Annotated in this window: 24 protein-coding genes; 3 read left to right on the forward strand and 21 right to left on the reverse strand. The window is 41.2% G+C overall.

Annotated features, from left to right (window positions below):
• The first annotated feature begins 29 nt into the window (after positions 1-29).
• Entirely contained in the window at positions 30-215 is a 186-nt protein-coding gene (locus LCD34_RS08625; protein WP_008343530.1) for a 2-hydroxymuconate tautomerase, read from the forward strand.
• A gap of 52 nt (positions 216-267) precedes the next feature.
• Here LCD34_RS08625 and LCD34_RS08630 read toward each other — a convergent pair whose 3' ends face one another.
• The 4 genes from LCD34_RS08630 to LCD34_RS08645 form a co-directional block, all read right to left on the reverse strand.
• Complete coding sequence (locus tag LCD34_RS08630) at positions 268-1080, reverse strand: zinc-dependent metalloprotease (RefSeq protein WP_182488963.1); 813 nt, start codon at positions 1078-1080, stop codon at positions 268-270.
• Positions 1081-1303: 223 nt separating this feature from the next.
• Complete coding sequence (locus LCD34_RS08635) at positions 1304-1804, reverse strand: YwgA family protein (protein WP_007497715.1); 501 nt, start codon at positions 1802-1804, stop codon at positions 1304-1306.
• A gap of 30 nt (positions 1805-1834) precedes the next feature.
• The gene (locus tag LCD34_RS08640) at positions 1835-3136 is read right to left on the reverse strand and encodes an HD domain-containing protein (RefSeq protein ID WP_144683419.1); all 1302 of its coding nucleotides are present in this window, start codon (positions 3134-3136) and stop codon (positions 1835-1837) included.
• Between the two features lie 170 nt (positions 3137-3306).
• Complete coding sequence (locus LCD34_RS08645) at positions 3307-3528, reverse strand: DUF1450 domain-containing protein (protein WP_003215259.1); 222 nt, start codon at positions 3526-3528, stop codon at positions 3307-3309.
• Positions 3529-3770: 242 nt separating this feature from the next.
• Here LCD34_RS08645 and LCD34_RS08650 point away from each other — a divergent pair, with 242 nt between their 5' ends.
• Complete coding sequence (locus LCD34_RS08650) at positions 3771-4571, forward strand: RsfA family transcriptional regulator (protein ID WP_007497717.1); 801 nt, start codon at positions 3771-3773, stop codon at positions 4569-4571.
• Positions 4572-4606: 35 nt separating this feature from the next.
• On the opposite strand, the gene LCD34_RS08655 is transcribed toward LCD34_RS08650, so the two are convergent.
• The 17 genes from LCD34_RS08655 to pta all read right to left on the reverse strand — a co-directional run bounded on the left by LCD34_RS08655 (position 4607) and on the right by pta (position 18215).
• Complete coding sequence (locus LCD34_RS08655; protein WP_008343557.1) at positions 4607-4840, reverse strand: DUF5970 family protein; 234 nt, start codon at positions 4838-4840, stop codon at positions 4607-4609.
• Complete coding sequence (locus LCD34_RS08660) at positions 4837-7110, reverse strand: glycosyltransferase (RefSeq protein ID WP_224558796.1); 2274 nt, start codon at positions 7108-7110, stop codon at positions 4837-4839. Before LCD34_RS08660 ends, LCD34_RS08655 begins: the two co-directional genes overlap by 4 nt.
• A 103-nt stretch (positions 7111-7213) precedes the next feature.
• Positions 7214-7699 (reverse strand): tetratricopeptide repeat protein, encoded by a 486-nt coding sequence (locus LCD34_RS08665; protein WP_224558797.1) that lies wholly within the window; start codon positions 7697-7699, stop codon positions 7214-7216.
• Positions 7700-7738: 39 nt separating this feature from the next.
• Entirely contained in the window at positions 7739-8584 is an 846-nt protein-coding gene (locus tag LCD34_RS08670) for a biotin/lipoate A/B protein ligase family protein (RefSeq protein WP_029575407.1), read from the reverse strand.
• A 233-nt stretch (positions 8585-8817) separates the two neighbouring features.
• Entirely contained in the window at positions 8818-9213 is a 396-nt protein-coding gene (locus tag LCD34_RS08675) for an SMI1/KNR4 family protein (protein ID WP_182488968.1), read from the reverse strand.
• A gap of 32 nt (positions 9214-9245) precedes the next feature.
• A complete protein-coding gene (locus LCD34_RS08680) occupies positions 9246-9521 on the reverse strand; it encodes a hypothetical protein (protein ID WP_048002983.1) in 276 nt (91 codons plus the stop codon).
• 65 nt (positions 9522-9586) lie between these two features.
• Complete coding sequence (locus LCD34_RS08685; protein ID WP_073413031.1) at positions 9587-9859, reverse strand: hypothetical protein; 273 nt, start codon at positions 9857-9859, stop codon at positions 9587-9589.
• Positions 9860-9973: 114 nt separating this feature from the next.
• On the reverse strand, positions 9974-10309 hold the full coding sequence (locus tag LCD34_RS08690) for a hypothetical protein (protein ID WP_073413033.1): 336 nt from the start codon (positions 10307-10309) through the stop codon (positions 9974-9976).
• A gap of 14 nt (positions 10310-10323) precedes the next feature.
• The gene (locus LCD34_RS08695; protein WP_224558798.1) at positions 10324-12030 is read right to left on the reverse strand and encodes a T7SS effector LXG polymorphic toxin; all 1707 of its coding nucleotides are present in this window, start codon (positions 12028-12030) and stop codon (positions 10324-10326) included.
• 11 nt (positions 12031-12041) lie between these two features.
• On the reverse strand, positions 12042-12320 hold the full coding sequence (locus LCD34_RS08700) for a YwqI/YxiC family protein (protein ID WP_008343583.1): 279 nt from the start codon (positions 12318-12320) through the stop codon (positions 12042-12044).
• A 4-nt stretch (positions 12321-12324) separates the two neighbouring features.
• On the reverse strand, positions 12325-12723 hold the full coding sequence (locus tag LCD34_RS08705; protein ID WP_318010727.1) for a DUF5082 family protein: 399 nt from the start codon (positions 12721-12723) through the stop codon (positions 12325-12327).
• A gap of 170 nt (positions 12724-12893) precedes the next feature.
• Positions 12894-13160 carry a hypothetical protein gene (locus LCD34_RS08710; RefSeq protein ID WP_224558800.1) on the reverse strand — a complete coding sequence of 89 codons (267 nt, stop codon included), beginning with the start codon at positions 13158-13160 and terminating at the stop codon, positions 12894-12896.
• Positions 13161-13173: 13 nt separating this feature from the next.
• A complete protein-coding gene (locus tag LCD34_RS08715) occupies positions 13174-14508 on the reverse strand; it encodes a TRAP transporter large permease subunit (protein WP_046344702.1) in 1335 nt (444 codons plus the stop codon).
• A 43-nt stretch (positions 14509-14551) separates the two neighbouring features.
• Complete coding sequence (locus tag LCD34_RS08720) at positions 14552-15430, reverse strand: prephenate dehydrogenase/arogenate dehydrogenase family protein (RefSeq protein ID WP_098680521.1); 879 nt, start codon at positions 15428-15430, stop codon at positions 14552-14554.
• 11 nt (positions 15431-15441) lie between these two features.
• Entirely contained in the window at positions 15442-16113 is a 672-nt protein-coding gene (locus tag LCD34_RS08725; RefSeq protein ID WP_025208162.1) for an RraA family protein, read from the reverse strand.
• A 142-nt stretch (positions 16114-16255) separates the two neighbouring features.
• A complete protein-coding gene (locus LCD34_RS08730; RefSeq protein WP_045033879.1) occupies positions 16256-17107 on the reverse strand; it encodes a MurR/RpiR family transcriptional regulator in 852 nt (283 codons plus the stop codon).
• 136 nt (positions 17108-17243) lie between these two features.
• Positions 17244-18215, reverse strand: coding sequence for a phosphate acetyltransferase (gene pta / locus LCD34_RS08735; protein WP_008343597.1), 972 nt, complete (start codon positions 18213-18215; stop codon positions 17244-17246).
• Between the two features lie 239 nt (positions 18216-18454).
• Here pta and hemQ point away from each other — a divergent pair, with 239 nt between their 5' ends.
• Positions 18455-19225 (forward strand): hydrogen peroxide-dependent heme synthase, encoded by a 771-nt coding sequence (hemQ, locus tag LCD34_RS08740; RefSeq protein WP_224558801.1) that lies wholly within the window; start codon positions 18455-18457, stop codon positions 19223-19225.
• Positions 19226-19239: the final 14 nt, after the last annotated feature.

Genomic DNA, 19239 nt, shown 5'->3' on the forward strand with positions numbered 1-19239 from the left:
AGCACTACAGGAAAAAGGAGGTTGCCATCATGCCGATTATCACCGTTCAAATGCTTGAAGGAAGAACAGATGAGCAGAAAAGAGCTCTTGTGGAGAAAGTCACAGATGCCGTTGTTGAAACAACAGGCGCAGGTGCAGAAAAAGTCTCTGTCATTATTGAAGAAATGAAAAAAGAACATTATGCTGTAGCAGGAAAGCGAATGAGCGACCTGTAAGCATATAAAAAGGACAAACACTTTTTCGGTGTTTGTCCTTTTGTCTCTTACCTTATCTGTACCAAGCTTTATTACGGTTCACTTGATTTTTATGAGCCGCATCGAAGTAATCGACAGTGTAAGAATAATCATAATTCATTAAGCAGACAATTCCGCTGCCTTGAGGGTCATGCGGCAAACCAAAGTTATGGCCGTATTCATGTGTAGCCGCTTTTGCTGTATTCGCTGTTCCTTGATCAAGGTTGACACTGAATGCACTTCCGCTCGGTGCACTATTGTAAACATAAGCGATTCCGCCAGCATCAAAGTTTGGATTTGCTGTAAATCCTGTGACAAAATCGTATCCTCTGCCATCAAAGCTGCGCTGAAGGTTAGACAAAATTTGTGATGAATTTGATCCTGAGGACGTCCAAGACCCTACGGCTTGTACAACAAAGTCCACATCATGATCACGGTTAAATGTCACATCCGCTTGCTCAATGATGCTGACAATGCGTGTCTGCCAATCACTATATTTCGCACGATACTGCGCATCAGCTACTGCATAGACGGTCACTTTCTGACTGCCTGTACTAGCTTTTGTTGAAATCGAATCTCCTGTATTTGCTTTAAAGGTTCTAGACCCTACCTGTTTACCAGACTCATCTAAAATCTTGGTTGTCACATCTCTTTCAATAGGAGGTGCCTTCGTCAAATCTTTAAAATCGTTTGCCTTTGGCAACCCTTCACTAATATGTGTTTCAAACGGCGCATGACCATGATCATGCCCATGACCTGCACTTGTAACTGGTGCAGAAGCTGAACTTACCCCCGGTAACAAACTACCTACCAATAAAAATGACAAAAAGACTGAACGCTTTTTCATTCCTATCCCTCCTTTGTTTTTCACAAGGTTATATATTCACTGAAAATTCACCATTTTCCTTCTATTCAGTCAAAAACAGGGAATTGGATATACAGGAAGAAAGTCGAAACATGTCATTTTCACTAATTTTTCGGATATTTTGACACACATTTCATTCAAAAATAGCGCTTTCGGTCCGGGTCTTACAAAACAAAAAAAGCCCAAAAATTGGGCTTTTGAAAAGTTAGTTCAATTCCTTCAACTGATCAATATAAGCAAGAGCTGCCTCAAATTCTTCGTCCGTATAGCGCTGCTTGCTTTTAATGGTGAAGACCTTTTCCTTTACCTCATCTTTTGGCAGATCATCAAAGTATAAAATCGTTGAGACAAGCTCTAGAAAACGAGACGATTGCTCATTCATCTGCTGCGTCAGCACTTTGAGGTCAGGCATGTCCACTTCACACTGATCGAGAAACTCTTTCCCATTGTCCGTCAGCGAATAGCGATATTGATAGTATCCGCCCTTTTTTTCCTTCATTTCGTCCAAGAATCCAAGGTTGCACAGCTCTTCAATTCTGAGCGTCAACTCCTCTGAATAGGGGCCATAAAAATGAAAATCGTATTTCTCGTAAAAAGGCAAATCTAGCTTTTTTGCTATGTAAATCATTTTTTGCAGCTTCTTCCGTCCAACGATTTCCCCAGATTCAGAGAACACCTTCATCAACTTTGCATGCTCTTTCAACAAATTCCCGACATCTCCTTTTTCAGTACTTCCTTATCCCAATCCAAGCAGCTTCATGATCGCCTTCTTTTCTTCAGCTTTTTCCGACATATCTACAATTAAGTCCATCGGGAAATAAAGTTTATGATCGGTTCTTCGTTTACCGGAAATGGCGTCAACAATATCTGACTGTCTCGACAGTTCTTTAATATGACCACTTTGCGTCAAGAGGTGGATCGGCAGCCGTTCTTCTTCTTCACCCGGTCTATAGAAGTCATAAGGCAAATCAGAGGAAGAGTCGACCACTAAATAATAGTCAGGATCAATTCCCGCTTCTTTGAACAAAGCAGTGAGCTTGAAATATTTCGTCATTTCTTCGTTTGGATTAAACTCTGTATATTGGAATAAACGGCGGTTCATAAAACGGCGGCACAAATCAGCCAGCACGTGATCTTCTTCATCTTCCCACGCCTGAAAATAAAATAAGACAATGGATTCATCCAGCTTAATATAGTCCTCTGTGGTGACATTTCCTTCAAAAATTGAATAAAAATGCACAGGAGCATGTGTGAAAATATATCCCGTTTCATGCAGCTCTTTTGCACGATGGAGAATTTTTGTTAAAATGACTTCCGCACTGCGTGTCACTGGGTGGAAATACACTTGCCAGTACATTTGATAGCGGCTCATAATATAATCCTCTACGGCATGCATCCCACTCTGTTTCATCACAATCTGATCTTCTCTTGGACGCATCACGCGTAAAATACGTTCCATATCAAAGTGACCATAGCTGACGCCTGTATAGTAAGCATCACGCTGCAAGTAATCCATTCGGTCGGCATCAATTTGACTTGAAATCAAACTGACCACCTGTTTGTTTTGATACGTTTTGGCAATGACTTCTGCTACATGCTTTGGAAAATCGGCACTGACCCGGCGCAGCACTTCATTTACTTCCGTCTGCCCTAAAATGATATCTCTTGTAAACGATTCATGATCTAAATGAAAGACCTTTTCAAAGGAATGAGAAAACGGACCATGTCCAAGGTCATGAAGCAGGGCGGCACTCAGTACAAGCTCACGCTCCCCTTCATCCCATTCGGGTCTTCCTTTAAACACATCATCCACAATTCGTCTGACAATCTCGTATACACCGAGTGAATGATTAAATCGGCTGTGTTCTGCCCCATGAAACGTTAAATAAGTGGTGCCTAGCTGTTTAATTCGTCTAAGGCGCTGGAACTCTCTCGTTCCGATTAAATCCCATATCAATGCATCCCGTACGTGAACATAGCGGTGCACAGGATCTTTAAATACCTTTTCTTCGGATAATTTCCCTTTTGGATACGCCATCGTTTCGTCCCTCTTTTTTTAAGACGTGTTTCTATTATATCGGGTAACTTTTCCCGAAAACATCCTTGAATTTGCTGGCGAATGTGTTCTCATAGATTGAACGGACGTAAAAAGCCCGACCTGACAGGGACGGACCTCTTTTTAGGTCGACTGAACACATTCAGTGACATTTATTTGACTTTTTTTTGAACCTTTTCGAGTAACTCATCTTCTGTTGGTGCGGATAATGGGCGATTGTTCACAAACGCAAAAGCCTTTTTTCGTCCTGGACCGCAATACGATTGACAGCCAATCTCAATTTTTGCATCAGGGTCAACCGATTTAAGTCGAGGCAATAACGTTTTTAGGTTCGTCGCATCACAATCGTCACATACGCGAAACTCATTAGCCATGTTCTTACGCTTCCTTTCAATGATGAAACTTCATTCTATATGAAACAGTTGGACAACTAAGAGTGAATAATATACCACCCAACATTGTACATCGAAGCGACTGGAGTTGCAAGAAGCATTGTCAGCACAGAGACGTATTCACATAAAAGCTAGTATTTCCCACTATCCTTTTAGCAAACTTGTATAAACCTTCTTCAACTTGGCTAATCTAATACCATCAAATCTTATGGGGGTTTAAACACATGTCAAAACAAAGACAAGATGCTTGGTCAGAGGAAAATGATCTCCTTCTGGCAGAAACCGTCTTACGTCACGTCAGAGAGGGCAGTACACAACTGAACGCATTTGAAGAAGTTGGAGACAAGCTAAACCGTACCTCAGCGGCATGCGGATTTAGATGGAATGCTGTCGTGAGGCATCAATATGAAAAAGCATTGGCACTTGCCAAAAAACAGCGTAAACAACGCATGCGTGCACTCGGCAATGGACAGCCTGCGAAAAAACGTTTGCTCTATCAGCCGCAAGTTGAAGAAACGATCACACAGGAAGAGTTCTCTCAAGAACTGGAACCTGCGCAAGAAGAAACATTTGCACCTGCAGCCGAAACAGCCGAACAGCTTCAGTTTGTGGATCAAAGCTACAATGAAGAGTTAGCTAGTTTATCACATTTATTGTCACAGGCTTCTCAAGTGACAGAGAAAAAGCCAGAAGCCAATCCATTTGGGCAGCGCCAAGAGTTAACCATTGAGGATATCATTGATTTCTTACGCCGCTATGAAGGCGATGGACAGCAATCATCTGCCTTACGGATGGAAAACAGCCGGTTAAAACGAGAAAACAACGAACTTTCACATAAAGTGTCTCAACTAGAAGCTGAAGTGAAAAAGCTTGAAAAGGATCAGCTCACCATTCAAGAAGATTATGAAACACTCGTCAAAATCATGAACCGTGCAAGAAAACTAGTTTTGTTTGAAGAGGACGACAGTGCCGCACCAACCTTTAAAATGGACCGGAACGGCAACCTTGAAAAAATGGCTGAATAACCAAAAAGTGCTCCCCATCTGCGGGAAGCACTTTTTTAAATATCCAAAAATAGCATCACGCTAAAAAGGACATTGATCAAGAAGACGAACATAAAAATATACCTAACTTGCCTCACCTGAAAATCACCAAAGATAAAAATATAAAGCCCTGCGATACCAAGCGTCAGTACAGGCTGAAGAAACGGCACGAAAAGCGAAATGCCGTAACCGGCTCCTATGATGACAGGAAGCCATAGTAAATAGAGGTAACCGCCATTTTTAGATTTCAAGAAACCACTCCCTCTCTTTCTTCTATCTGCTTGATTTCAGGCTGAACAAACTTGAGTCCGGCCATTGTACGACCTCGCTTTTGTGATGTCCAAATCGCAATCGCCGGCTGATCCGTTAGAGATTCTGTGTCAATGGTGATCAGCACTTGCCCATTTAATTCAATTGAATCTTCAAACTCAATTTTGCACCCAGATAAACTGATATCATGTATGATCACCGGCACCTTCTCTTCTAGTCGGTCCTCATAGGCGATCGTGCCTGTCACACCTTGCAATGGCCTTCTCATCCATTTGCGCCGCAGAGCCTTTGGTACCTTCTCCGTTTCTCTTAAAAAGCGGAGAAACGTCCGAACGGCATATGATTTTTTCTCACGATCCGTCATCGCTACATGCTCTCGTGTGAATAAGAAACGGATCAGTGATAAATACTCTGATTTTTGTGTGTCAGTAAAAGCAACACCAACCATCAGCTTGTCTCCCTCTGGATAGCTCCAAACCACGTCACACGCCACACTTTCATTCTCTGAAAAAAATAATTGGGTTTGTCCTTGATATAGAGAAGACGCTTGGTCCAATGGAATGGATAGACGCGCACCTGAATCACTCATATCTAGTAGAAAACAAGCAATAGACTGATCTTGATGATCAGAACGAAGATGCCCCTCTTTTTCAATGATAAATCGCTCTGATTTCCGATAACGCGGTCGATCAAACGCCACAAGCAGTGCCATGAATAAACCTGCACCGTTATAAAGCACCCAAAAAATATTAATCAACATGAGATCAGCGTTCATCGTCCCATTTACCTTCACATCGTACCCTATTTTCACAAGGGCAAGCAATGAGAGCAGCAAGAAGAGCAGATGGGGAATCATCGTTTTCAAATGAAAATGCCTTTTGTCCGTCTGAATTCCCTTCGGTGTCACCAGAAATTCAACCCGTTTCTTCAAGAACAGTTCACTGAGTGCCACACCAGCTAAGTGGAATGCCATTGAACTTTCATAAATATGACTCCAAAACATACTTTTTTGATTCGACACAAGTTTAAATGCTAAATACGAGCTAAAGAACGCCGGCAGCCAAAACATGAAAACGGACTGGAAATCTGCCCAGAAACTTTGAATACCAAACAATAAAAACAAAATCGGTGTGAGAATATAAATCATTTTAAACAAACCGTTAAACCAATACACAATGCCATCTAAATAAAGAACTCTCTGCATCAGCGTTAAGCCGCGCACCTTCAAAGGATTAAACTTACGGGCACACTGAATGTTCCCTCTCGACCAGCGATCTCTTTGCTTTAACAGATCAAGCCAGCTTTCAGGTGCCAGACCGACGGCTAATACTTCTCCGACAGACACAGATTTGAATTTCCCCTGGAGAAGCATTCCTGTTGCCATGTCTTCTGTAATCACTCCAGTCGCAAATCCGCCAATTTCATCTAATGCCGTTCTTCTAAAAACCGTATTACTCCCAACATACATGACGGCATTAAACCGATCCTTACCAGCTTGGAGAGTTTGCATGAAGAAGTCCTGCTCATTTGGAATTCGATCTTTCGAGAACATATTATATTGGAAAGGATCTTCGTTATAAAACGCCTGTGGAACTTGAACAAACGCAGTTGCTCCATCATGAAAATAGGGCACTGTTTTTTCTAAAAATGAAGGAAGAGGGACCATATCTGCATCAAGCGTCAGAATCAGCTCCCCATCCGTTTGAGACATCGCATGATTTAAATTACCTGCCTTAGCAAATCTGTTATCTGTTCTTGTCAGATAATGAACACCAAACTCAGAAGCAAGCTGCTCTACAACTTCCCTATTGCCATCATCACATAAATAAATTTGAACGCTTTCCTTCGGATAAGAGAGATTCAAACAACCTGCAACAGTGCGTTTCAGCACCTCAATCGGTTCATTATATGTAGCTATGAAAATATCAACTGTTGGCAGCCTGTCAAGATCACTGATCATGACTTGTTTCCGATTTGAAGGCTTCCAAACCAGTGTATAAAACACAAGCAGCTGGATAAACCCAATGCATTCACAGGCAACAAGCAAAATGCCCATGACAATATTAAAAGTACCTTCATGCGGCAATGTAAAGAAGAGGCGCCAGCAAATATAGGCAGCATTTGTTAACACACATAGCACAATGATGACTTTTTTCACAGTAGAGGCCATTGGCTGGATACGATATATCATATACAACAGAGACAAAATACAAAGCATAAACAGCGGGTAATACGTGGTGATGAGTGACAAAACATTTTCCTTCTTTCTTATGTCATAAAGGACTATCACATATAAAATGTCATAGCAAAGGAGGGGATTCTTCCATTACATTGCCCCTCCATTTCTATATAAATCATTTCCACAATCGATCTAACTGATTTGAATAAAAATCAATGGCCTTTCGATAACTCAAAATAGCAGGATCGTTTGTCGTCTCAGTTAAACAGTTCAATAGTATTTCCATGGCTTTGCTATATTCATTTAAATTATACAAAGTCATGGCATAAAACGTTTGAATGGCTTTATTATGCGGAAAAGCTTCCATCGCATGGAGGAATATTTGTTTTGACTTTTCATATTCCCCTAAGGTTCTGTATGTACTTCCTAATCCTAAGAAAGCATCTTCTCTTTCTTCTGAAGACAAACCTAGCTCAAGGGCCCTCTCATAAAAAAAGACAGCTTGTTTTTCCTTCCCTAACACATCATAGCTCCAAGCACATTGATAGTGAATGGAGGCATGATCTGGATACTCTTCTACAAGACGGATGAGCATGTCATTGGATTCTTGAAGATGTCCATTTTCTCGAAGTTCAATCGCTTTCAGAAGTTTCATTTCCATTACATCACCCCTATTTTTAAGATGGCTGGAAAGATATGTTTACGAGAACACTTTCTCATTCCGCTCAATCATCCGCGTCATGTTTTTCTCAAACTCCAGTTGTTCCTCGGTGGTCAACCCTGAAGCGGTCAGTTGCTCGCTCAGCTTTTGAAGTTCTTCTAGTAAAAGACGCATGAGAAGCGCACAGTCAATGGGTTCTCCAGTTAATTCTGATAGGGATGCCATCGTATCAGGCTGTATATCAGGGAATACCGCTTTCACCTCATGCCGTTTATCCTTTAAGGCCGCCTCATAAAAACGGCGAATCAAATCAGCTCGTTCCCGGCCGCTTCCATCTGCACACAAATAGATCTGCACAGCGACCCCTCCGCGTAATCTACGCTGAGAAATGCCGGCAAATTTCTTTCCATTGATGCTCAAATCGTAGCTACCTGGACAGTAAGAGCCGACAATTTCATAGGCTTCAATGTCCACCTCATACATCGACAGCATCCGGCGGATCAATTCCACCATCGCATCATATCCTCGGTCAATATCAATGCCCTTCTTTTGTTCCGCAAAGATTAAAGACACATTCAGTACGCCTTCATCCAGCACAACAGCAAGACCGCCTGAATTGCGCACAATCACGCGATATCCCTCTTTCGCAAGAAGCTTTACACCATCTTGGAGAAATGGAAGTCTTGTATCCTGAATCCCAAGAACGATCGTATTGTGGTGCACCCAAGAACGCGCTGTCGCTGGTGAGAGTCCTTTCCCGACCGACGCACAAAGCGTATCATCCATCGCAAAAGATTGCTTTGGGTCTACATAGAGACCAAGGCTCGATTGATCTATGATTCGCCATGTCGGCTGCGTCAATAACTCAATAGGTTCATTTTTCATGTCCTGCATATCCTCTCGTTCATAAACTGTGTTTATTATAACATGGAGGGAGAATGAGAGAGAAAAAAGCTCTATGACAAGGAACGTCACAGAGCTTTTCAACTGGATTTGGTTTTCTTGTTCTTCCTTTTCGAAATGAAATAAACAGCTGCAATCAAAACGACAGGAACCCCAACCACGAGGCATGCAGCGATCAATGTGTTCCACGGCAAATCGATCATCTCCTTAATAGACTAAACTTCTATGAAACAGCCGTGACTTACCCAGCTTAACAAGTCTTCAGCCACCAATTCCGCATGCTGAGGGTCCATCACACCAGCATCGACGATCCACACTTTTTTCTCTTCTTCTGCCTGCCGCATAAGAAATACTCGCCCGCCGCCATCGTCACCAATGGCTACATAGCCGCTGGCATAATGATGGACTTCCCATGTTTTATTGCGTTCTACTATGTCTTCAGTTCCGTATAAAAGCAGGTCGCCTCCAATGGAACATCCATTTGATTGTTTCAGTAAGACTTGATGGGCATAAGGAAACATCATATTTAGTTCAGCTTCTGCCTCTTTGATATGTATATCACTTGCTGGTTTGTTTATGACCAGGTTGGGAATCTGAGAAAAATGAATCATTTTGAAAGCCTCCTAAAAGGTTGAACTAGCGTTTATTCAGCTGATTTTGTCATAATCATTTTATACACCCGCAGGAGCACCTTTAATAGAAAATAGAAAATGATGACATCGAGTATAAAACCAAAAAATAGAAATTCAACACCATAATTTGAATGCAGGACTAGCCAATCAATGGGAAAACCCCGATAAACCGAACCGGCATGTGGGACATAAACCCCTCTCATAAAAGCTGTCCCAATGACGAGAAGAACACTGATGCTTAATAGCCAATTGACTGTTTTTTTGTTGATGTGTTTTTTCTGATTCATACGAATTCCTTTCTGTGTTTTTGCATCGCTTTCTAATACAAAGACTTCTACCTATCACTATATAATCAATACAACAATTCTTTTAGTAGACTTTCCGCTTTATGTAATTCATCTAAGAATGGATTTAGATAGTCATTATGACTATCCAAGTAAGCCCTAACTCCGCCAATGATAAAGATCTTTTGGAGATCATCATTGGCTTGCATGATTCTTTGGGCATTCTTGTATCTTCTATATATTAATTCAAGTACACCTTGATGGATCTCTTGCGAATATTCTTTTTCTAGGATGTTGATGACCGTTTGGATTTGTTTCGTTAGTTCTTGTTTTTTGTTCATTTTGTTCTCCTATTTACAGCTTTTTGGAACAAAATCAAAGCCGATGCTCGAATCGTTATATTTCGAATATACAAAAGACCCTCTTACAGAGGGCTCTTATTACACCTATTGTTTTTATTCTTCAAGGGATAATTCCCATAACTTTTGACCGTTTGCTAAATACACTGCATTAGGTGGATCATCATAAAGGGATATTTCTACTAAAGACCTTTCTTCTCCTATCAACCAATCATACACTCTGCTTTCTTTATTTGGAGACGATATGATGTTCTCTACTCTAAAAGCAACGGCATAATATTCAACGTAATTGATATCATCATCCTCTAACCCATTATCAGTTTCGTAAAGTGTGTCTGGTTTCCCTATGATCTTTAATCCGTTACCCCACTCTAATATCAGCTCTTCCCCGCCGTAATCATCTAATGTTTTTATTAAAGGGTTATATTCCATAAGTATCCACCTTTTTAATTTAATTCTAATGGTTTTGAAGGTACGATATGAGCACCATCTTTTGAATAATGTATTGTGCCTCTAGTAGTCTCTATATATTGTTGAGTTTTCATATCATAAGTCTTTCCTATCTTTTGACCAAAATCTATAACTTCTCTCCCGTTTTTTAGGAATTCCCCTCTACCAGCGTATTTATCAAGCAATTCTTGTGCCTTTTTATTATCTCCGTAAAAAATGCTTTTCTTTTTTCCGTTTGCTACTTCTTGCTTGTAATTTGGTGTTTCCGGAATATGTTTTTCTTGAGCTCCTGATTTTACTTTTGCAGGGAAACCATTTACTTCACGGTAAGGTCCTTTAGGTACGGATTGTTTACCGTAAGCAGGTGTTTTAACCCTCTTCACATTCTTCCCTTGCTCCAACCTAAAAACATATTTCCCAACCTTCACTATTTTCGTGATTGAGATAATAGAAGCTGCGGACAGAGCTTGTTCTGTGCTACTAATATTTTTGCTGGTTTCTGGGTCTTTGCCGGTGACGGCTCGATAACCGTCATAGATTCCGCTGTATTCTAGGATGATGTTTTCGGTTGTTGAGACAACTTCACCGTCTAATATGCGTTTCGCATTGCCTCGGCTCCGGCTTTCTGGGATTTTGTCTACTTCTTCTATTCTAACTTCACCGTTTGCGATATACGTTCGGATGATTTGTTTATTGGCGTAAACGGTGTATCGGCCGCCAATAAAATCAATATCGGATGAGTCGGTGACGACTTCATCTGCTATATCGAATTCTTTTAATTTTTTAATGCCTTTGACGTTGTATAGTTTACCATTTATGACCCTGATGTCTCTATGAATCTTGTTTTTCCCGTTCACAGCTTCCCTTTGCAATGTCGTAAGTGATGGATCGTTTGCTGTGACTTGTTGATTAATGTTTTTATGAGATTCGTCCCGAACAACCGTCTCCACATTCGCCTGTTGTTTCTCTCTCAGCTTCTTCAGCATGATCATCATCGGGTTTTCTTTCGTGTTGTCTATTTTGTCATTCAATCCACTGATGGTGCTGCTTATTTTTTCTTCTTTTCCATTTTTGAAAATAGATCCTTTTTGATAGCTCGTGATGTCGATTTTTGGACCAGTGAACATGGTGCTTAAAGTATTGATGTATTGCTTCATTGTTTGCAATGCACTTGTTGTTTCGTTCATAGCACTTGTTTGTTCTCTGTCAAAGGCATGGAGCAGTCCAATGGTTCTGGATGCCTCAAGCCACGCTTTTTGATAGCTCTGTTGAAAAGCAGACTCGTCTACATGAGGCAAGTGAACGATATGACTGACCCTGCCGATCGCCTGGCTCACATCTGAAACAATGTCAGAAATCGCTCGCTCCGCTTTTTTTAAACCTGAATCAAGTTCGTGTTCGATGAATGTTTGTGAAATAAAACCGTGTTGATTTGATTCAAGGGCATGAAGTGCCTGCTTTGTTTGTTTGAGCGCAGAACTGTATTCCTCAATGACAACCTGAAAGAATTGCAAGAAAGGAATATGGCATTCTGTATAAAATGCTCGGATGGCTTGTCCTGCCTCTCCCTTTAGTGCGTCATCAAGTGAGATGATCTGTTGGATTTGTTTTTCTATGGAGCTAATCTGTTGTGATTGCTGCTTTAATGTATTCAGCGTTTGGTCAATTCCGTTTATTAGCGCAAAAGCATCAAGGGTTTTCATTGCGTTCTCCTTTATTTTCTTTTACTGCTGGAAGCAAGCGCCTTGTCCGTTTCGATCATGGTGTTCACCGCTTGTTCTGTTTGTACAAGTTGTTTCTGAAGAATGTCTATATAGGATGTACTTAATTCGTTCAACTGCTGATTGATTTTTTCTAATGTGTCTGCCGTCAGGAGCTGATTTCTTCCTTTGATGGTTGTTGGAAGTGTTGCATTCATTTGAGCGCCTGATTGTTTTGCATGCTGCAATACTCGTTTGACCTGACTGGCATCTATTTTAATTTCTCTGCTCATGTGACTACCCTCTTTTTTCTTCCAGTTGTTTCTGCTTTTCTTTCTCTATTTTTCTTTCAACCGAATGAATTTCATGTTCTAATGAATGGATCTCTGATTTTAAGTCGCTAATTTTCTCATCAATTCGGTTCACTAGATTGGTCAGCTGTACACTTTTTATCTCTTGACTGGCGGATGCCATCTCGTCTCGAATGTCATCAAACGTATCTGCGAGATGGCCAAACCATGTATGTGATGTCAGATCTGGATGAGTCATTTTCTTGTTAGCATCTGCCAGAGCAGACTTTGCCTCTTTCACTTCTTTTCGGCATATGCTCAGTTCTATGATTTGTTCTTTTTTTATGGATATGTCTGCCTTTAACGAATACAAGGCCGTTTTATATCCGATGATGGTTCCAGATATCGTCAACACCCCTATTCCTCAAATAGTCCTTCGTTATGTTACCATTTACTAGCACAAGAGGCATATGATTGAAAACGAATTCACTTAAAAATGAATCGTATGTATTGGGTTTTTACACCTAATTCACATAAAAAAAGCTGAATCCTTCGATAGGATCCAGCTTTTGATACTTATTTTAAAGTTTCAGTGACTGATGCTGAGCCATGATCGTTACATGCAGCGTCTTTTTTCTCAGGTATATAATGGAGTGAAAACCCGACAAGGCTAAAAAAGGCACTTAACACCAGTGTTGGGTTTTTAAATAGGTTCGTACTAGCAATGATCATATCTCCCTTTTGCAAGAGAATTCCTAGTATTTGACCGAATACCAACAACGTTCCTGACGTTAGAAATAGGACAAGCAGCACTTTAAATAACAATTCCATCAATACTCTCATCTGTTTCTCCTTTCTATACGGGAAGTATCTCCATTCCAATGAGCCAGCCAATACCAACGATCGGAAGCATATAATAGAGGATCAGTGGGATAAAGGTTTTTTCTGGTCTGGCCCCTGCAAGACCAGAAGCGATAAATATGGACCCTGATGCAGGCGGGGAAGCGCCTTCAGTTGATGAAAAAGCAAGAATGGCAACTACAGCCACAACTGGGTCCACTCCAACTGAGATTAAAGCTGAAAATGAGACAAGCCCAACTGCTGTTAATGTCGCTGTTGAAGATAGAGGGCCTGCCACCAGTGTGACAAGAACACCCACAATGAGCACCATGAGCCATTTCGGAATGGCAAGTACTGATGTGATTTGCGTCAAATCATCTGCGAGCCCTAATTCAGCAAGCACTTGACTAGCAGCCACTGCAAACAGCATCAAAGCGCCAATCGTTGTGAATTTAGGAATGGCTGATTTGAAAAATTGAGACCAATCTAAAGCAGACGCCTTGCTTCTTCCAATTGTTAGACTAATTAATATCATGAGAATCGGAATCCACGTAATTAAAGAAATTTGATCCATTGCCTCCGGTCCGATGTTTGGATTACTTTTTAAGTAGTTTGCCAACGGACCAATGGTGATCATGATAGGAATCAAGGCACCGAAAAAAATAAAGATCGACTTCCACCCTTGTTTTACCGCTTCCCAGAAAGGAAGAATATCATCTGGCGGCATGGCCTGAATTTTATTCTTTTTCACCAGAAGATACACCAAAATAAATCGGTATACGACTTGATACAGTCCTCCTATTAGAAGGGCAATATATAAATCTCCCTCAGATACAAGGGCGGCAACTGGTGCAAACCCAAGCATGATAAACATGGAAGAGTTCGGAGGCAGTGCCGCTCCAAGTCCGCCATTCCCTGCTAGAATCGTGGCCGTGTGGGTCCGGCTCCACCCGGATTTAATCATCCAAGAGGCGGTGATAGAGCCAGTCGCAGCTGTGTTTGCAGAATTTGAACCTGAAAGAGCGCCTAACACTGCTGAACCTAACGTACTCATATAAGCCGCTCCGCCAGGAAGTTTACCTACAACCGAATTTAGGATTCGTAAGAGTGCATGAATTAATTCCAACTTTTCGATTAAATAGGCCATGAATACAAATGCGACAGCTGCATAAAGCACCTCATATGTGGATGCAAATATTAAACCATCCCAGAAAAGTCTTAACGCATCCAATCCGCCAAATAATGTGGTCGCAATAAAGCCTAGTAGCATGGCTTCTCCCATATTCCGTTTCACCATAACATTCCATATAATGATGACAGCTATGAACACAATCAACGCAATAAAACCCATATCGTTTCTTCGCCTCCCCTTTATTAAATAAAACGCTTACAATTTATTCCCCTTGCTGCATCACGTCAATGACTTCTTCCCAGCTAGCAGGTTTTACCCCGTCAAATCGTTCAGCAAAGTGAAAGCCTGCTAATCTCTCAAGCTTCTGTTGTGCCGCCCGAGACATACTAGCATCAATCTCTGCTTCATCTAGCATTTCAATAGAGCCAAGCAGCTCAACCGCCCGTCTTTTTGCATGCAATGCACTCCCTGTCACAAGACGGTTCATGGTCTCTTCAAAACTTTTGCTATCGATTGTATCGCTTAGTGAAGAAATTACTTGATGTTCCACATTATATTTTTTGGAAATTTCCAAAAATTCAATCAAGAGACCGACAATCCCCTTCATATAAATGCTTCTGATTAGCTTTAGTGCCGAAGCATCTCCTGGCTGGTCACTAATTTTTGTGATATTCATACCATAAGCATTCATTACTTTCATGAATTGGTCAACTCCACTGCCGCTTGCCGTGATCGGAACCTTGTGTTTGTTGATTGGAAGAGGCCCTAGCATGGCGGCATCTACAAATAGCGCTTCTTGCTTTTCAATTTCGTTTGCTACTTGTTTTTTGATGTCTGGTGTTGATGCCGATACATCTACATATAATTGATTCTTTTTCAAACTTCCCGATACGGATTGTGCTACTTCTAAGGTTTTATTCGCTGGTACAGCTGCAATCACAAGATCAGATTTCTCAATGACTTCGCTAATACTGCTCGTTAATTGAACGCCTGTTTTCGATGCTTTTTCTTTCAACGAGCCAGCTAATTTCTCACTTTGTAATAGGACATCATACGCATAAAATTGATTTAATCCTTCTGTTTTCAATCCCGTTGACAGCTCATATGCTGCTTCACCATATCCGATAAAGCCTATTTTCATCACCGATTCCCCTATCCTTGAAATTTTCTCATTCTGCCTTCCAGCCATGCCGGTGCTAAGAGACTGATGTCTTGCTTTCCTTCGTCCACATACTGTTGAATCGTTTTTAATCTCTGATGTTCATACGCTTGTTTCTCTTCCGCTAGTGTCAGCAGGTGTTCCGCCTTTTCCTTTGGAACGATGACGACTCCATCATCGTCAGCAATCACTAGATCACCTGGGGCTACTTTGACACCGCCGCACGAGATGGTTTGATTCAATTCCCCAGGACCATCTTTATAAGGTCCGTTTGGCATAAATCCCTTACTGTAGATTGGAAAAGCCAGCTCCTCTAAAGAGAGTTTGTCGCGAACAAGCCCGTCAATCACGATTCCTTCTATTCCTACAGCCTTTGCTGAATGTGCCATCAATTCCCCCAAATAGGCATGACCCTTATGGTCTTTTCCATCAACAATCAGTACATCTCCTTCTTTAGCAGAGTAGATCGCTTGATGAAGAAATAAATTATCCCCTGGCCGTAAGCTAACAGTAAAAGCTGTGCCGACTACATTCATGCCTTTCGCAACTGGTTTGATCTGATGATCCATCGCGCCGGTGCATCCCATTACGTCTGACAGCAAGGTCGAGTTAAGCTTTTTTGCCCTAGCGATAAGATCATTTGACACGAAATGAACAGTACTCATTGTTTCCATCATCCCCTTTGAGTTATATTCATTACACTTATTTTTATTAAAGTAATATTTATTACTTTTGTGATATGATCATACCACCTCATTTTCAATTAGTAAAGCGCTTTCAAAAAATAAAAAAATGAGTTCCACACGACTAATGTGTTGTGTGGTAACTCATTTTCGTTAACATATGATTGATTTGATCTAAACGTGGTTTTGTTCTTTCAGGATCATTCATCGCTAAGGCACTTAAAATGTAATCGACGATAAAGATAGCAGATACGACAGAGTTATGAGAGCCTACACTTGCTGAGGAACATGGTAATACATATTGTGCATATTTGGTTAATGGAGAGCTGTAGCTGTCTGTGACTAAAAGCACTTCCACCCCATAAGACTTCGCTGCTTCCAATAAATCCTTCATGCGTTTTGCATAACGCGGGTAGCTGACCGCTATAATGAAATCACTAGAGTTGAAATGAACCAAATCATCCACCCAATCACTTTGGTCTGCATCAATGTATTGGCAATTCCCCAATAACCGATTGATTCCGAGTGACAGATACTCACCAACAGGTCTTCCACTTCGAACACTTGTACACAAAACGTGGCGTGCGCTGGCTATTTTCCCAACAATCTGCTGAAAAGTTTCTTCCGTGATATTGTCTAGTGCATACTGGATATTTTGAAATTGCAGTTCTACATGGTCATGCAGGAGCTTATTCTTATTTGAATGCTTGAGATTCGCTTCAAGTCTCGTTTGAGGGTCGGCTTTATGCTTCATAGCTGACTGAAGCTCTTTTTGGAATTCAGAAAAACCGGAATACCCCACAGCAGCAGAGAAGCGCATGATCGTTGCTGTACTCGTCCCGACTTTTGACGCCAATTTATCGACAGTTAAAAAAGCGACTTCCATTGGATTTTGTACGATATAATCTGCAATTCTCCTCTGCGCATCGGTTAAAAATGCGACCTTATGCTGAAGTTTATATATTAAATCCTCCATTATAGCACCTGCCTATCCTATCGACTTTATCTACGATTCGTGTTTTCTTTTCACCCTTTATTGTACACATTTGGACAAAATAAAAAAACAGCCAGCACGAATCTATCGTACTGACTGCTCTAGTCGAGATGCTATTTTATAGTGCTTGAGCTGCTGTAATCAGCGCAAGATTGTAAACGTCTTCGGCATTACAGCCTCTTGAAAGATCGTTTACTGGCTGATTTAGACCTTGTAGGATTGGACCTACAGCTTCAAAGTTACCTAAGCGCTGGGCAATTTTGTAGCCAATGTTTCCTGCTTCAAGGCTAGGGAAAACAAATACGCTAGCATCGCCTTTGATGACGGAATCTGGTGCTTTTTTCGCTGCCACTGAAGGAACGAAAGCTGCATCGAATTGGAACTCTCCATCAAGAACAAGCTCAGGTGCTTTTTCTTTTGCAATGCGAACCGCTTCAGATACTTTGTCTGTTTCGTCTGATTTTGCTGAACCTTTTGTAGAGAAGCTAAGCATTGCTACACGTGGTTCGATGTCAAACATTTTTGCTGTGTTTGCACTTTCGATCGCAATTTCAGCAAGATCTTGGCTGTCTGGTGCAATGTTGATCGCACAATCAGCAAACACATATTGCTCTTCGCCGCGAGCCATAATGAAGACGCCAGAAGTTTTCTTTACGCCTTCTTTTGTTTTAATGATTTGAAGTGCTGGGCGCACTGTGTCAGCAGTTGAGTGTGCTGCTCCGCTTACAAGGCCGTCTGCTAGACCTTTATACACAAGCATTGTACCGAAGTAGTTTTCATCCAGTAATGCTTTTCTCGCTTGCTCTTCTGTCGCTTTGCCTTTACGTCTTTCAACGAAAGCTTGCACAAGATCTTCAAAACCTTCATATGTATGAGGATCATACACGTCAACACCATCAAGTGTAAGACCTAATTCTTTTGCTTTTGCTTCTACTTCTTCTTTCTTACCTACAACAATTGGCTGCAATACTTTGCCATCTGCTAGTTTTTGAACGGCTGTTAGAATGCGTTCGTCCATTCCCTCAGGAAAAACGATCTTAACTCCTTTACCTGCAACCTTTTCCTGAACTGTTGAAAAAATATCTGCCACTTCAATACCCTCCTTGATTTTACAAAAAAAGCGTTCTCTTTTAAGCATACTCTTCTTCTACATAAATTCAAACTACCAACTTACATTATAGCGCTTACAATTTAAATTCTTATTTTTCAAACTAATTAAATCAATTTCTAGAAAAGCGTTTTCGTCGTTCAAGTTTTGATCACATCTTCATTTGGACAAACTGTGTTATAGTTGGAACAGATGGAAAACTGTAAATAGGAGTGAAATAAATGAGCGAACAACATACAACAAATGAAGCAGCTCAAACACTAGATGGTTGGTATGCGCTGCATGATTTTAGAACGATCGACTGGACGGCTTGGAAGCTGCTGACAAGCGATGAGCGTCAAGCCATCATTCATGAGTTCACAGGTCTATTAGAAAAATGGAAAACAGCCGAGCACAATCAGGCTGGAAGCCAAACAATCTATAGTATTGTCGGCCAAAAAGCAGATATTATGCTCATGATTTTACGTCCGACCATGGAAGAACTAGGTGAAATTGAACTTGAATTCAACAAGACACGACTAGCTGAGTTTACGATTCCAGCTTATTCTTACGTGTCAGTTGTTGAACTCAGCAACTACTTAGCAGGAGGCGGAGATGGCGGAGACCCTTACGAGAACCCGCATGTACGTGCGCGCCTCTATCCAGAGCTTCCTACTTCTCAATATGTCTGTTTCTATCCAATGGATAAAAGACGTTCTGGCAATGACAACTGGTACATGCTTTCAATGGATGAGCGCAAATCCCTTATGAGAAGTCACGGCTTAATTGGCAGAAGCTATGCTGGGAAAGTAAAACAGATCATTACAGGTTCTGTTGGCTTTGATGATTATGAGTGGGGCGTCACTCTTTTCGCTGACGATGTGCTTCAATTTAAAAAATTGGTTTACGAAATGCGATTTGATGAAGTGAGTGCACGTTACGGCGAGTTTGGTTCCTTCTTTGTTGGAAACCGATTAGCAAACGAGCAGCTAGCGTCTTATTTCCATGTATGATAAACTCTTAAGGC

The sequence above is a fragment of the Bacillus sp. RAR_M1_44 genome (assembly GCF_020165935.1).
Taxonomy (GTDB): Bacteria; Bacillota; Bacilli; order Bacillales; family Bacillaceae; genus Bacillus; species Bacillus altitudinis.

Bases quoted from the DNA above. Each gene is read 5' to 3' on its own strand.
- LCD34_RS08665 (WP_224558797.1), bottom strand. From the start codon at position 7,699: ATGGAAATGAAACTTCTGAAAGCGATTGAACTTCGAGAAAATGGACAT.
- LCD34_RS08670 (WP_029575407.1), bottom strand. From the start codon at position 8,584: ATGAAAAATGAACCTATTGAGTTATTGACGCAGCCGACATGGCGAATC.
- LCD34_RS08630 (WP_182488963.1), bottom strand. From the start codon at position 1,080: ATGAAAAAGCGTTCAGTCTTTTTGTCATTTTTATTGGTAGGTAGTTTG.
- LCD34_RS08625 (WP_008343530.1), top strand. From the start codon at position 30: ATGCCGATTATCACCGTTCAAATGCTTGAAGGAAGAACAGATGAGCAG.
- LCD34_RS08720 (WP_098680521.1), bottom strand. From the start codon at position 15,430: ATGAAAATAGGCTTTATCGGATATGGTGAAGCAGCATATGAGCTGTCA.
- LCD34_RS08680 (WP_048002983.1), bottom strand. From the start codon at position 9,521: ATGAATCAGAAAAAACACATCAACAAAAAAACAGTCAATTGGCTATTA.
- LCD34_RS08725 (WP_025208162.1), bottom strand. From the start codon at position 16,113: ATGAGTACTGTTCATTTCGTGTCAAATGATCTTATCGCTAGGGCAAAA.
- LCD34_RS08650 (WP_007497717.1), top strand. From the start codon at position 3,771: ATGTCAAAACAAAGACAAGATGCTTGGTCAGAGGAAAATGATCTCCTT.
- LCD34_RS08715 (WP_046344702.1), bottom strand. From the start codon at position 14,508: ATGGGTTTTATTGCGTTGATTGTGTTCATAGCTGTCATCATTATATGG.
- LCD34_RS08700 (WP_008343583.1), bottom strand. From the start codon at position 12,320: ATGAGCAGAGAAATTAAAATAGATGCCAGTCAGGTCAAACGAGTATTG.
- LCD34_RS08640 (WP_144683419.1), bottom strand. From the start codon at position 3,136: ATGGCGTATCCAAAAGGGAAATTATCCGAAGAAAAGGTATTTAAAGAT.
- LCD34_RS08645 (WP_003215259.1), bottom strand. From the start codon at position 3,528: ATGGCTAATGAGTTTCGCGTATGTGACGATTGTGATGCGACGAACCTA.
- LCD34_RS08730 (WP_045033879.1), bottom strand. From the start codon at position 17,107: ATGGAGGATTTAATATATAAACTTCAGCATAAGGTCGCATTTTTAACC.
- LCD34_RS08675 (WP_182488968.1), bottom strand. From the start codon at position 9,213: ATGATTCATTTTTCTCAGATTCCCAACCTGGTCATAAACAAACCAGCA.
- LCD34_RS08690 (WP_073413033.1), bottom strand. From the start codon at position 10,309: ATGGAATATAACCCTTTAATAAAAACATTAGATGATTACGGCGGGGAA.
- LCD34_RS08685 (WP_073413031.1), bottom strand. From the start codon at position 9,859: ATGAACAAAAAACAAGAACTAACGAAACAAATCCAAACGGTCATCAAC.
- hemQ (WP_224558801.1), top strand. From the start codon at position 18,455: ATGAGCGAACAACATACAACAAATGAAGCAGCTCAAACACTAGATGGT.
- LCD34_RS08710 (WP_224558800.1), bottom strand. From the start codon at position 13,160: ATGAGAGTATTGATGGAATTGTTATTTAAAGTGCTGCTTGTCCTATTT.
- LCD34_RS08695 (WP_224558798.1), bottom strand. From the start codon at position 12,030: ATGAAAACCCTTGATGCTTTTGCGCTAATAAACGGAATTGACCAAACG.